The organism is Streptomyces sp. NPDC104309, assembly GCF_055584025.1.
Map to the genome: position 1 here is coordinate 498,632 of NZ_JBVJMV010000002.1, position 13,080 is coordinate 511,711.

10 protein-coding genes, 1 rRNA gene and 1 pseudogene are annotated in these 13,080 nt (G+C 69.5%); 11 read left to right on the forward strand and 1 reads right to left on the reverse strand.

The features are described from left to right. The first annotated feature begins 195 nt into the window (after window positions 1–195). The 9 genes and pseudogenes from ACZ68L_RS04015 to ACZ68L_RS04055 all read left to right on the forward strand — a co-directional run bounded on the left by ACZ68L_RS04015 (window position 196) and on the right by ACZ68L_RS04055 (window position 9,798). Window positions 196–573 (forward strand): DUF3499 domain-containing protein, encoded by a 378-nt coding sequence (locus ACZ68L_RS04015; protein ID WP_469573965.1) that lies wholly within the window; start codon window positions 196–198, stop codon window positions 571–573. 359 nt (window positions 574–932) lie between these two features. Beyond that, window positions 933–1,247 (forward strand): annotated as a pseudogene (locus ACZ68L_RS04020) (L-lactate permease); the annotation flags it as partial. Window positions 1,248–1,467: 220 nt separating this feature from the next. After that, complete coding sequence (locus tag ACZ68L_RS04025) at window positions 1,468–2,841, forward strand: phosphomannomutase/phosphoglucomutase (RefSeq protein ID WP_469573967.1); 1,374 nt, start codon at window positions 1,468–1,470, stop codon at window positions 2,839–2,841. A 654-nt stretch (window positions 2,842–3,495) separates the two neighbouring features. Beyond that, window positions 3,496–3,678, forward strand: a complete 183-nt coding sequence (locus tag ACZ68L_RS04030) for a Trm112 family protein (protein ID WP_328894320.1) — start codon at window positions 3,496–3,498, stop codon at window positions 3,676–3,678. Window positions 3,679–3,734: 56 nt separating this feature from the next. Further along, window positions 3,735–4,871 (forward strand): SIS domain-containing protein, encoded by a 1,137-nt coding sequence (locus ACZ68L_RS04035; RefSeq protein WP_469573968.1) that lies wholly within the window; start codon window positions 3,735–3,737, stop codon window positions 4,869–4,871. Between the two features lie 94 nt (window positions 4,872–4,965). Further along, window positions 4,966–6,147, forward strand: a complete 1,182-nt coding sequence (gene manA / locus ACZ68L_RS04040) for a mannose-6-phosphate isomerase, class I (RefSeq protein WP_469573970.1) — start codon at window positions 4,966–4,968, stop codon at window positions 6,145–6,147. An 87-nt stretch (window positions 6,148–6,234) separates the two neighbouring features. After that, window positions 6,235–7,245 (forward strand): cation diffusion facilitator family transporter, encoded by a 1,011-nt coding sequence (locus tag ACZ68L_RS04045; protein WP_469573972.1) that lies wholly within the window; start codon window positions 6,235–6,237, stop codon window positions 7,243–7,245. Between the two features lie 319 nt (window positions 7,246–7,564). Continuing rightward, a complete protein-coding gene (gene ahcY, locus ACZ68L_RS04050) occupies window positions 7,565–9,022 on the forward strand; it encodes an adenosylhomocysteinase (protein WP_469573974.1) in 1,458 nt (485 codons plus the stop codon). Window positions 9,023–9,186: 164 nt separating this feature from the next. Beyond that, the gene (locus ACZ68L_RS04055) at window positions 9,187–9,798 is read left to right on the forward strand and encodes a hypothetical protein (protein WP_469573975.1); all 612 of its coding nucleotides are present in this window, start codon (window positions 9,187–9,189) and stop codon (window positions 9,796–9,798) included. 197 nt (window positions 9,799–9,995) lie between these two features. On the opposite strand, the gene ACZ68L_RS04060 is transcribed toward ACZ68L_RS04055, so the two are convergent. Continuing rightward, window positions 9,996–10,982, reverse strand: a complete 987-nt coding sequence (locus ACZ68L_RS04060) for an RDD family protein (RefSeq protein WP_469573977.1) — start codon at window positions 10,980–10,982, stop codon at window positions 9,996–9,998. 120 nt (window positions 10,983–11,102) lie between these two features. Between ACZ68L_RS04060 and ACZ68L_RS04065 the strand changes: the two genes are divergently transcribed. Both ACZ68L_RS04065 and ACZ68L_RS04070 read left to right on the forward strand, forming a co-directional pair. After that, window positions 11,103–12,110 (forward strand): stage II sporulation protein M, encoded by a 1,008-nt coding sequence (locus ACZ68L_RS04065; RefSeq protein WP_469573978.1) that lies wholly within the window; start codon window positions 11,103–11,105, stop codon window positions 12,108–12,110. 693 nt (window positions 12,111–12,803) lie between these two features. After that, a 16S ribosomal RNA gene (locus ACZ68L_RS04070) occupies window positions 12,804–13,080 on the forward strand; the annotation flags it as partial.

The following is a 13,080-nucleotide window of genomic DNA, read 5'->3' on the forward strand; positions in this document are numbered from 1 at the left end:
CTCCTGCTGAATGACAGCTTTTGTGCCGAGTGGTGACCGGAACCGTTGCCGGTGCGACCTGAGCTTCCGTGTTCCGTCGCAGGTCAGGAGGACTGTCCGGAGGACGCTTGTGCCGGAGGTGACGGGGCGACACGGAGGGGTGAGCTGAGGGAGAGTCGTCGCAGCCCGCTCAAGAGTGCGGTACCGTCCAACATCGTGAGCCCTGTACGTCGCTGTTCGCGCACCGCGTGCGGCCGCCCTGCCGTCGCGACACTGACGTACGTCTATGCCGACTCGACTGCGGTCCTCGGCCCGCTCGCCACCTACGCCGAGCCCCACTGCTACGACCTCTGTGCCGAGCACAGTGAGCGGCTGACCGCACCACGCGGCTGGGAAGTCGTCAGGCTCTCCGACCCCTCCGCTCCCACGCGCCCCAGCGGCGACGACCTCGAAGCGCTCGCCAACGCCGTACGGGAAGCGGCGCGGCCGCACGACCGCGGCCCCGACGGCAGGGGCGACGGCCCGCAGACCGCGGATCCGATGGAGGTGGCACGCCGCGGCCATCTGCGGGTGCTGCGCTCACCGGACTCCTGAGTGCGGCGTGCCGCCGCACGCCTCGCACAAGACTCCCCACCCCTCGACGCGGCGCGCGAGTGGAACGGTGCGTGAACTGCGGTACGCGATCCTCACGGTCACCTCCGTACTGGCACTCGCGTACGTCATGAACCTCTCCGGCCAGGCCGCCACGATCGGCCTGTTCGTGGCGGCGGCGAGCGCCGGTCCGGCCTTACGACCTCGCCCGCGATTGTCAGCGGCGTCGCGGTATCCGGGACCTCCGCCTCCGGCGTTGTCGTCAGTCGCCGACGCTCCGCGTCGACTCCCTCCTCCGCCTTGGATTCGAAGGCCCCGGACGCCGCTCCTTCTCCCACTGCCAATCGTGGGCGAGGCCGTTACTCTCCCCGGTGCTCGGCTGGTTCGGCGTCGCGGTCTCCGGCTCCGACACCTCCGCGAACGCCCTCTTCGGCGCGCTCCAGGTTTCGGCGGCAGGCGAATCGGGCCTACCGCCGGAACCGCTCGCCGCGGCGAACAGCTCCGGCGGGGTGCTCGGCAAGATGATCTCCCCGCAGAACCTGACGATCGCGTGCGCGTCGGTCGGCCTGGCCGGACGCGAGGGGCACCTGCTGCGCAAGGTGCTGCCGTGGAGCCTGGGACTGCTGCTTGTGATGTGCTTGATCGTCCTGGCACAGAGCACGACGGTGCTGCCCTGAGCGACCCGGCTCCTGCTCTGCCGCCGAACGGGACGGAGCGGCAACGGCGTGCTTCCCGAACGAAGGACCCCAGGTCTCCGGGGGAGCGGCAACCGCCGGCCCCGGTCGCCAGGAGCGCGGCGAGGCCACCGCACGGTCGCTCAGCCACAAGGCCCCGAGGCCCCCCGATCGGCCGCCGGGTAGTTTGGGCGGTCCGAAGAAATATCAGGAGGACCGGCCCGTGACTGCTGATCTGTCGCAGATCGTGAAGGCGTACGACGTGCGCGGGGTGGTGCCCGACCAGTGGGACGAGTCACTGGCCGAGCACTTCGGGGCCGCGTTCGTCGAGGTGACGGACGCTGACGCGATCGTGATCGGCCACGACATGCGGCCCTCGTCGCCCGGCCTCGCGGCAGCCTTCGCGCGCGGCGCGGCGGGGCGCGGCGCGGACGTCACCATGATCGGCCTCTGCTCGACCGACCAGCTGTACTTCGCCTCGGGCAGCCTCGGCCTCCCCGGCGCCATGTTCACCGCTTCACACAACCCGGCGCGGTACAACGGCATCAAGCTCTGCCGGGCCGGCGCCGCACCCGTGGGCCAGGACACCGGGCTCGCCGAGATCCGCGCCCTGGTCGAGAAGTGGTCCGAGGCCGGCGTGCCGCAGCCCGCCGTCACCCCGGGCACCCTCACCGAGCGCGAGACACTCCCCGACTACGCCGCGCACCTGCTGTCCCTGGTCGACCTCGCATCGATCCGCCCGCTGAAGGTGGTCGTCGACGCGGGCAACGGCATGGGCGGCCACACCGTCCCCACCGTCTTCGCGAACCTTCCCGTGGACCTCGTACCGATGTACTTCGAGCTCGACGGCACGTTCCCCAACCATGAGGCCAACCCCCTCGACCCGAAGAACCTCGTCGACCTCCAGGCCCGGGTCGTGGCCGAGGGGGCGGACCTGGGCCTCGCCTTCGACGGCGACGCCGACCGCTGCTTCGTCGTCGACGAGCGGGGCGCGGGCGTCTCCCCGTCCGCGATCACGGCCCTGGTAGCGGCCCGCGAACTCGCCCGCAACGGCGGTAGGGGCATCGTCATCCACAACCTGATCACCTCGCTCTCCGTCCCCGAGGTCGTCCGCGAGAACGGCGGAACGCCGGTCCGCACCCGCGTGGGCCACTCCTTCATCAAGGCGGAGATGGCCGAGCACGGCGCGATCTTCGGCGGCGAGCACTCCGCGCACTACTACTTCCGCGACTTCTGGAACGCCGATACGGGCATGCTCGCCGCGCTCCACGTCCTGGCCGCGCTCGGGGGCCAGCCGGGCACCCTTTCGGAACTGGTCGCCCAGTACGACCGTTACACCGGTTCCGGCGAGATCAACTCCACGGTCGCCGACCAGCCGGGCCGCACGGCGGCGGTGCGCGAATCCTTCGCACCCCGCGACGGCGTGACGACCGACGACCTGGACGGCCTGACGGTCACGGGCCCGGACTGGTGGTTCAACCTGCGCGCCTCCAACACGGAACCCCTGCTGCGCCTGAACGTCGAGGCCCGCGACGAGCGGACGATGACGGCGATCCGGGACGAGGTTCTGGCACTGGTCCGGGCACGGGCTGTGTAGGAGGGGACCGGGCTGGACGTGGGCGGGCTGTGTAGGAGGGGACCGGGCTGGACGTGGGCGGGCTGTGTAGGAGGAGACCGGCCGGACGGGGACGGGCCCTGTCCGGTGAGTCCGAGAGGCCGGGCATTCGGCCCGGTCGAGCGATTCCGACCTGCTGGGCGGCACAGATCGGCCTGCCCTGCGGCCCCACCGGGGCCATGCCGGTCCACCCGGGCATTACCAGCCCGTTCGGCGTTTCAGAGGGGTCCGGGCGGAGTGCCGGTTCCGGGAAGGCGGGGGCGGGGGAAGAGGCCTGCCGCAGAGCCCACCTTCCCGGATCCGTCGACGAGGCCTCGCCCACCTCCTCACGCCCCCGCCGCACTTCCTCACGCTCCGCCGCACTTCCTCACGCCCCCGCTACCCCGACAACCGGTCGACGCCACACCGGCGCGTCCCGAGCGCCCGGAGCCCCCTGCGTCGGACGCCGAGACGCCGAGCGGACACCTCCCCGCCCGCAGATCGCCGCCCCACCCGGCCAAGCCGCACCGAGCCCCCACGCTCCCGGCGACGCCGCCTCGCCCCGGCCCGCGGCCCCCGTACCCCGGCGGTAGGCTGACGTCGCTTGATCCGTGTGAACCCGAACCGCTTGTTCGAATGCTTGAAGGGACTCACCCCATGCCGCTCGAAGCCGGCCTTCTGGAGATCCTCGCCTGCCCGGCCTGTCACTCTCCGCTCGACGACCGGTCGGCAGCCGACAGCCCCGAGCTGATCTGCACCGGCAAGGACTGCGGTCTGGCCTACCCGGTACGGGACGGCATCCCCGTCCTCCTCGTCGACGAGGCCCGCCGCCCCGCGTAACGGCATCCGTGCCCGAACCCGCACGGTGATCAGCATGTGATCGGAGGACCGTCCCCATGCTCGACGAGTCGCTGCTCGACGCCCCGGAAGCCCTGGCCCGAGCCGACCGCCGCGACCTGCTCCGCGGCGCCGCCGAGGCCGGGGCCCGGGTCCGCACCGCCGCCCGGCACGCGGCGGAGGCCGGGATCGCCGCGCTGAACCCGGAAGGCCGCCCCCGCGCCGTACTCATCGCGGGCTCCGGCACCGCCGCGTCCGGCGTGGCCGACCTGATCACCGCCCTGGCGGGAGCCTCCGCGCCCGTCACCCGCATCCACCCCACCGGGGTCGCACCCGCCGCGGGCGCGCTGCGCTGGACGCTTCCCGGCTGGGCCGGTTCCGTGGACCTGTTGTTGATCGTCACGGCCGACGGTTCCGAGCCCGGCCTCTCCCTCCTCGCCGAACAGGCGTACCGCCGCGGCTGCAGCGTCGTCGCCGTCACCCCCCGTCAGTCACCATTGCGCGAGGCGATCGACGGGGCGCACGGACTCGTCGTACCGATGGCCACCGCCCCGCACGGCGAGTACGACGCCGAGACGTCCGCGGCGGGACCCGGCACGCTCTGGGCCCTGTTCACCCCGCTGCTCGCGCTGCTCGACCGGGTGGGCCTGGTCACCGCGTCCGCCGAGGCACTGCAGAGTGTCGCCGACCGCCTGGACCGCACCGCGGAACTCTGTGGTCCGGCCATCGCCACGTACAGCAACCCGGCCAAGACCCTCGCCGCCGAACTCGCCGACAGCCTGCCCCTCATCTGGACGGAGGGCGACGCGGCGGCCCCGGTCGGCCGCAGATTCGCCGCGGTCCTGGCCGAGTTGTCCGGCCGCCCGGCCCTTGCCGCCGAACTCCCCGAGGCGCTTCCCGCCCACGGCGCGCTGCTGGCGGGCACCTTCGCAGCCGGTGCCGACCCCGACGACTTCTTCCGCGACCGGGTCGAGGAGCCGGAGGCGCTGCACGCCCGCGTCGTACTGCTCCGCGACCGCCCCACCGGCGGCCTGAGCGCCGGCCCAGCCGCCCGCGAACTGGCCCTCGGCCACGACACGGCGATCAGCGAACTCGAACCGGACGAGGGCACCGAGCTCGAAGCCCTGGCCGAACTCCTCGCGGTCACCGACTTCGCCGCCGTCTACCTGGCACTCGCGTCGGCAGCCCGCGCCTGAACACCCGAGCCGGTCCCGCACCACAGACCACACCCCTTGCACCAAGCCCGCCTGCACCACCACCCCGATCCACGCATCTCACAAGGACGAACCCATGGACCGGCTCTCCAACACCGTGCGCCCTTACGCCTGGGGCTCCACCACCGCCATCCCCGAGCTGCTCGGCATCGCCCCCACCGGGGAACCCCAGGCCGAGATGTGGATGGGCGCCCACCCCGGAGCCCCCTCCCGCCTCACCCGCACAACCGGCACCGGAGAGGCCGGCCACGAACAGGCCCTCACCGAGGTCATCGCCGCAGACCCCGAGCGCGAACTGGGCCGGGCCGCCGTCGAGAAATTCGGCCCCCGCCTGCCCTTCCTCCTCAAACTGCTCGCCGCCGGTGCCCCCCTCTCCCTCCAGGTCCACCCCGACCTCGCACAGGCCGGGCGAGGTTACGAGGACGAGGAGCGCCGGTCCGTCCCGATCGACGCATCCCACCGCACGTACAAGGACGCCAACCACAAGCCCGAGCTGATCTGCGCGCTCACCCCCTTCGCCGGTCTGTGCGGCTTCCGCAGGCCCACCGAGGCGGCCGAGGCGATGGCGGCACTCGGCGTCGACTCCCTCAAGCCCTACGTCGACCTCCTCGGCGCCCACCCCGAAGAGGCGGCCCTGCGCGAGGTCCTCACCGCGATCCTCAGCGCCGACCCGACGGAAATGGCCGAAACGGTGAACCGGGCAGCCGCCGCCGCCGAACGCCTCGGCGGTGCCCACGCCCCGTACGCCCGGATCGCCCACCACTTCCCCGGCGACCCCGGTGTCCTCGCGGCGATGCTGCTGAACCATGTGGAACTCCAGCCCGGCGAAGCACTCTTCCTCGGCGCCGGTGTCCCGCACGCCTACCTGGATGGCCTCGGCGTCGAGATCATGGCCAATTCGGACAACGTGCTGCGCTGCGGACTCACGCCCAAACACATCGACGTCCCCGAGCTCCTGCGCATCGTCCGCTTCGAGGCGACCGACCCCGGTGTCCTGCGTCCCGAGGCGTCCCCGTCCGGCGAGGAGCTGTACGAGACGCCCGTGGACGAATTCCGGCTCTCGCGCTTCGACCTGTCGCCCGGCGCGGACCCCGTCGAACTGACCAGGGACACCCCGCAGATCCTGCTCTGCACCGCGGGCGCCCCGAAGGCGGGCACGCTCGGTCTCACCCCCGGCGCCTCGGTGTTCGTACCCTCCGGCGAGAAGGTCGAAGTGTCCGGTACGGGAACTCTGTTCCGCGCGACAGTGGTGGTCTGACGTACCGTCCGCACCAACGGCTGCAACAATGTCCGGCCGTACCGCGGCGCCAGGGCCGCAGCACCGAAGAAGGGACACCAGGCACCCATGAGTGCGTCAGGCGGAACCAAGGCGATCGTGGCGGCACTCGGCGCCAACCTCGCGATCGCAGTGGCCAAATTCGTGGCGTTCCTGTTCAGTGGCTCGTCGTCGATGCTTGCGGAGAGCGTCCACTCGGTCGCCGACTCGGGCAACCAGGGACTGCTGCTCCTCGGCGGCAAGAAGGCCCAGCGCGAGGCGACCCCCCAGCACCCCTTCGGCTACGGCCGCGAGCGCTACATCTACGCCTTCCTCGTCTCCATCGTGCTGTTCTCGGTCGGTGGCATGTTCGCGGTGTACGAGGGCTACGAGAAGATCAAGCACCCGCACGAGATCGAGGCCTGGTACTGGCCGGTCGGCGTACTGGTCTTCGCGGTCATCGCCGAGGGCTTCTCCTTCCGTACGGCCATCAAGGAGTCCAACGAGACCCGCGGGTCGCTCTCCTGGAAGGAGTTCATCCGCCGCGCGAAGGCCCCCGAACTCCCCGTCGTGCTCCTGGAGGACTTCGGAGCACTGATCGGCCTGGTGCTCGCCCTCGCGGGCGTCGGCCTGGCCCTCGCGACCGGCAACGGTGTCTGGGACGGTATCGGCACCCTCTGCATCGGCGTCCTGCTGATCGCCATCGCGATCGTCCTCGCCGCCGAGACGAAGTCCTTGCTGCTCGGCGAGGCCGCCGGAGCCGACCAGGTCGAGAAGATCAAGGCCGCGGTCGTCGACGATGACACGGTCACCGGCATCATCCACATGCGTACGCTCCACCTCGGCCCGGAAGAACTGCTGGTCGCCGCCAAGATCGCGGTGCAGCACGACGACACGGCCGCCGAAGTGGCCAACGCCATCAACGCCGCCGAGACCCGTATCCGCGCAGCCGTCCCGATCGCCCGGGTCATCTACCTGGAACCGGACATCTACAGCGAGGCGGCCGCCGCAGCCGGCACCAACCCCGGCAAGGCCCCGGGCGGATCTCCCGCCCCGAATCCCGACGGGCCCTCGGACTCCCCGACGCATTCCGGCCACTGAACGCACCCACGCACATCCTCCGACCCCCCTCCCGTCAGCTCCCCCACCAGCCTTTCGGCCCGCCCTCCCGCCCGCTCCGGTATGCGGCTCCTCATCCCGCCCCTCCGGGCGGGCTGGGAGCGACTGGGCCGATCGGTGTAGATTCGATGCCAGTGTCAGACGTCGCTGCTGATGGCGGTCGATCGGTCCGTACGCGCGGACCGGCCGAGGGAGAGAGGGCCTCCGACGGACTGTGCTGCGAGCACCCGGGCATTGGTATGTCCGGTGTCGCAGAGCCAGCCGTGCCCACCTCGACACCCATCACGAGGAGCAGCCCGTTATGACAACGGTCGCCAATCGCCAGGACTTCAAGGTCGCCGACCTCTCCCTCGCGGCGTTCGGTCGCAAGGAGATCACCCTCGCCGAGCACGAGATGCCCGGCCTGATGTCGATCCGCAAGGAGTACGCCGCCGCGCAGCCGCTGGCCGGCGCACGCGTCACCGGTTCGCTGCACATGACCGTGCAGACGGCCGTGCTGATCGAGACCCTGGTGGCCCTCGGCGCCGAGGTCCGCTGGGCCTCCTGCAACATCTTCTCCACTCAGGACCACGCCGCCGCGGCCATCGCGGTGGGCCCGAACGGCACCCCGGACGCCCCTGCGGGCGTCCCGGTCTTCGCCTGGAAGGGCGAGACGCTCGAAGAGTACTGGTGGTGCACGGAGCAGGCTCTGACCTGGCCGAACACCCCCACGGGCGGCCCGAACATGATCCTCGACGACGGTGGTGACGCCACGCTCCTCGTCCACAAGGGCGTCGAGTTCGAGAAGGCCGGTGCGGCCCCGGACCCGTCGACCGCGGACAGCGAGGAGTACGGCCACATCCTCACCCTGCTGAACCGCACCCTCGGCGAGTCCCCGCAGAAGTGGACCCAGCTGGCGTCCGAGATCCGCGGTGTCACCGAAGAGACCACGACCGGTGTGCACCGGCTCTACGAGATGCACCGCGACGGCACCCTCCTCTTCCCGGCGATCAACGTCAACGACGCCGTCACCAAGTCCAAGTTCGACAACAAGTACGGCTGCCGCCACTCCCTGATCGATGGCATCAACCGCGCCACCGACACCCTCATCGGCGGTAAGACCGCGGTCGTCTGCGGCTACGGCGACGTCGGCAAGGGCTGCGCGGAATCGCTGCGCGGCCAGGGCGCCCGCGTGATCATCACCGAGGTCGACCCGATCTGCGCGCTGCAGGCTGCGATGGACGGCTACCAGGTGACCACGCTCGACGAGGTCGTCGACAAGGCCGACATCTTCGTCACCACCACGGGCAACAAGGACATCATCATGGCCGCCGACATGGCCAAGATGAAGCACCAGGCCATCGTCGGAAACATCGGTCACTTCGACAACGAGATCGACATGGCCGGCCTGGCGAAGACCGACGGCATCGTCAAGGACGAGGTCAAGCCGCAGGTCCACACCTGGACGTTCCCCGATGGCAAGGTCCTCATCGTGCTGTCCGAGGGCCGCCTGCTGAACCTGGGCAACGCCACCGGCCACCCGTCGTTCGTGATGTCCAACTCGTTCGCGGACCAGACCCTGGCCCAGATCGAGCTGTACACCAAGCCCGAGGAGTACCCGACCGATGTCTACGTGCTGCCCAAGCACCTGGACGAGAAGGTCGCCCGTCTCCACCTCGACGCGCTCGGCGTGAAGCTGACGACGCTCCGCCCCGAGCAGGCCGCCTACATCGGTGTCGAGGTCGAAGGCCCGTACAAGCCCGACCATTACCGCTACTGATCCCGCCCGTCGGCGACCGCGCACGTCACCACCGGTCAGTGACGACCGGCCGCTGACAGACGGAACAGCCTCAGCAGCAGCTACCAGCGCAGGCCCCCGCACCCCCGTGTCGGGGGCCTGCGCCGTACCGCACCCGCTCAGCCCGAGGAACCTCGAAGGACCCCATGCCCCGCGGCCGATATTCGCTCCACGATCTCCACGATCACTCCCTCCTCGGCGAAGAACACTTCCAATGCGCCCCCGGCCCCTCCGGCTGGCGCTACGTCTCCCGGACCACCACCCCTTCCGGCGACCACCTCGGTTCCGTCGACCTCACCCTCGACGAACTGGGCCGCCCCATCCGCCTCGAACTCCACGCCGCGAGCTGGCAGGTCCGCGGCGCCGCCCTGGAAGGTGTCACCTGGGTCCGTACCGACCCGACCGGCACTCACGCCACCGAAGGCAATGCGCGCGCGCACGCCTTCGCCGGCACATCCCCCGCATTCCTCATCGCGACCGCACGGCTGTTGCGCCTCACCTCCGCTTCCCCCGTGGCCCGCGTCCGCCTGGTCGCCTTCACGGACCCGGTCCTGGCCCCCCGTACCGTCGACCAGTCCTGGGCCCTGGTGAACAGTGAAGCGCACGCCACTGACAACGGCCCTCTGACGGTGGACGAATACCAGGTCAGCGCCCTGGACACCGGCGAACAGCACACCGTGCACATCGTCGGCGACGTGGTCCTCTCGGCGCCCGGCATCGAGCTCGAAGACCTGGAATCCCCACCATCACCGACCTAGGGTCTTCTGTTCGGATCCTGCCGGGCTCGCGTGCTCCGGCGCCGCGCCTCGGCGCGTTGTCGTCGGTCGCCATGGCTCTTTCCCCGAGCTCTCGGCTCCGTTCGAGCAGGGGAGACCCCATCCGCCTCCCTCCTCCGCCTTGCGATCCACGGCACCGGACCTCGCTCGCTGATCCGGCCTGATCCGAACGAAAAACCCTAGGCAGGCGGCGCGAACCCCGTCGCTGCGGGCGCCGCCCCGCCCTCCTCCACCACCGGCCCCACGGGAGCGGATGCCCCCGCAACCTCCACCGCCGACAGAGACTCCACCGGCAGGGACTTCACCGACGGGGAAGCAACGGCCCCACCGTCCCGTACCCCGCTCCCCACCTGCCCGCCCGCACCGGCGCGCGCACCCTCGGCCTGCCCAGACCCCACGTGCGCGGCGCTGTCTCGACCAGCGGCGAGCACCCGCCGCGCATCCCGCGCCTGCCGTTCGTTCACCACTGCCGCCAGATACGCCCCGGCCGGCACCCCCTCGGGCATCGGAACCCCGGTCCGCGTCGCCAACTCCCCGGCCAGCCGTTCCGCCATGGACCAGCCCACCTGCGCGTCGAGCTGATGCATCCGCGTCAGGTACTGCCGTATCGCCAGCCAGAGATCGTCCGGCACCGCCGACAGATCCAGTCCCGCGAACCGCCCGACCAACCACGGCGGCGGAGGCGGCACGGCAGCCGACCGTCCTGCCGGCATCCGCTCACGTACGACGAGCGTCCCCGCGAACACATCACCGAGCCGTCGCCCCCGCACCGACACCAGCGACGCGATACAGGCGACGACCCCGAGCGTCATCAGAACCTCGACGATCCCCATGGCCCCGCGCACCAGAGCATGCCGGAAACGGATCGGCCCGCCGTCGTCCCGGACGACCCGCAGCCCGCACGCCAGCTTCCCGAGCGAACGCCCATGGCTGAGCGTCTCCACCGCGATCGGCCCACCCACCAGCACCAGCAGGAAGGAGGCGACGGATATCGCCGCGAGTGCCGCGTCATCCAGCGTCGCTGTCGCCAAGGCCAGCCCGATAGAGACAAGGACGAACGCCACCCCCACCACGGCAAGATCGATGGCCAGCGCCAGAGCCCGACTCGGCAGTTTCGCCGGTCGCAGCCCCAGCACGACCGCGTCCCCTGTCACGAGCTCACTCATCGCCACCCCATCCTTCGCCGGTCTTCCCTGCCCGTCGGGGCCTCAGTCTGCCAAGCTGACCCGCAGCGCGCCGCCGTAGTACGAACCCGTACGCACCCATGCCTGGAGCAGCAGCCGACCATGGACCTCGACGTCTTCGTGACCGCCCACCGCACCGAGTGGGACCGCTTGGACCACCTCCTGCGCCGCGGGCGCCGACTCACCGGGGCGGAAGCAGATGAACTCGTCGAGCTCTATCAGCGCACGGCCACTCACCTCTCTCTTCTCCAGTCCAGTACCCCGGACCCGATGCTCACCGCGCGCCTCACCCAGCTCGTGGCCCGTGCCCGGTCCGCGGTGACAGGCACTCGCCGAGCCACCTGGCGCGACGCCACTCGCTTCCTGACCAGTGGTTTCCCCGCCGCGGTCTACCAATCCAGACACTGGTGGATACCTACGGCTGTGCTGTCGACCTTGCTGGCCGCAGTCATCGGCTGGTGGATCGGCACGCATCCGGAAGTCCAGTCGGCCATCGCGGCACCGGACGACCTCCGCCGCCTGACCAGTCCCGGCGGGGAGTACGAGACCTACTACTCCAGCCACCCGGCCGCGTCGTTCGCCGCCCAGGTTTGGACGAACAATGCCCAGGCCGCAGCGATGTGCCTGGTCCTGGGAGCGTTCCTCGGTATCCCGGTGATCTGGATCCTCTTCGTCAACGTGCTCAACCTCGGGGTCGGCATCGGTCTGATGTCCTCGGCCGGCCGACTCGACACATTCCTGGGGCTGATCCTCCCGCACGGCCTGCTTGAACTCACCGCTGTCTTTGTCGCAGCGGGTACGGGCCTACGCCTCGGCTGGACGGTCATCGACCCGGGCCCGCAGAGCCGCCGCTCGGCCCTCGCCCAACAGGGCAGAGCGGCGATAGGCATGGCCATCGGCCTCGCCCTGGTCCTGTTCGTCTCGGGCGTCATCGAAGGCTTCGTCACCCCCTCCGGTCTTCCGACCTGGGCGAGAATCGCCCTTGGCATCACAGCCGAGCTGGCCTTCGTCGGGTACGTCTGCATCCTGGGAGGCCGAGCCACACGAGCAGGCGAACAGGGCGACCTGGATCCCACGGAACGCAGCGCCGAGCTCCCGGTCGCCGCCTGATGTGCGTACGACCCTGCTGACCTGCTAGTCTCCTCTTCGCCCCAAGAGACTGTTGACACGGTCGACCTGGGGAGGTAGATTTTAACGGTTGCGTCGGACTGGACAGGTCCGATCCCAACAGTTAACGTCTTCCTCGCTCTCACCGGAAACACATTTCCGCAGAGCCATTGATTCTCTCATTCCGAATCACGCAGTCGATCAGTTCGACTGAATGTTTCTGATAAAGTCGAGTCAGCCGAAAGGCAAGGCCGCTCCAATCGGCCACCGGAATTCATATTCGAACCGGAAACGGTGAGAAAAGAGTCTGGTAGGGTTGGAATCGCTGGAAAGGGAAACGCGAAAGCGTGGAACTGGAAAGCGGCCCCGCTTCGACCGGGAATCGGACACGAAAGAGTCTGATAGAGTCGGAAACGCAAGACCGAAGGGAAAAGCCCGGAGGAAAGCCCCAGAGAGTGTTCTGCGGGTGAGTACAAAGGAAGCGTCCGTTCCTTGAGAACTCAACAGCGTGCCAAAAGTCAACGCCAGATATGTTGATACCCCGGCCTGCTTCGGCAGGTTGGTGGTTCCTTTGAAAGTCCTGCGGGATCACTGATCCGGCAGGCAATTTACACAGCGAGGACGCTGTGGATCATCGGTCCTATTCCGACCGATGGTTCCGCTCTCGTGTTGTGTTGTCCCGATTACGGGAAAACATTCACGGAGAGTTTGATCCTGGCTCAGGACGAACGCTGGCGGCGTGCTTAACACATGCAAGTCGAACGATGAAGCCCTTCGGGGTGGATTAGTGGCGAACGGGTGAGTAACACGTGGGCAATCTGCCCTTCACTCTGGGACAAGCCCTGGAAACGGGGTCTAATACCGGATAACACTCTGTTCCGCATGGGACGGGGTTGAAAGCTCCGGCGGTGAAGGATGAGCCCGCGGCCTATCAGCTTGTTGGTGGGGTGATGGCCTACCAAGGCGACGACGG

Excerpts from the sequence above, each read along its gene's own strand:
- ACZ68L_RS04030 (WP_328894320.1), top strand. The coding sequence starts at position 3,496 with ATGCCGCTCGAAGCCGGCCTTCTGGAGATCCTCGCCTGCCCGGCCTGT.
- ACZ68L_RS04035 (WP_469573968.1), top strand. The coding sequence starts at position 3,735 with ATGCTCGACGAGTCGCTGCTCGACGCCCCGGAAGCCCTGGCCCGAGCC.
- manA (WP_469573970.1), top strand. The coding sequence starts at position 4,966 with ATGGACCGGCTCTCCAACACCGTGCGCCCTTACGCCTGGGGCTCCACC.
- ACZ68L_RS04045 (WP_469573972.1), top strand. The coding sequence starts at position 6,235 with ATGAGTGCGTCAGGCGGAACCAAGGCGATCGTGGCGGCACTCGGCGCC.
- ahcY (WP_469573974.1), top strand. The coding sequence starts at position 7,565 with ATGACAACGGTCGCCAATCGCCAGGACTTCAAGGTCGCCGACCTCTCC.
- ACZ68L_RS04055 (WP_469573975.1), top strand. The coding sequence starts at position 9,187 with ATGCCCCGCGGCCGATATTCGCTCCACGATCTCCACGATCACTCCCTC.
- ACZ68L_RS04060 (WP_469573977.1), bottom strand. The coding sequence starts at position 10,982 with ATGAGTGAGCTCGTGACAGGGGACGCGGTCGTGCTGGGGCTGCGACCG.
- ACZ68L_RS04065 (WP_469573978.1), top strand. The coding sequence starts at position 11,103 with ATGGACCTCGACGTCTTCGTGACCGCCCACCGCACCGAGTGGGACCGC.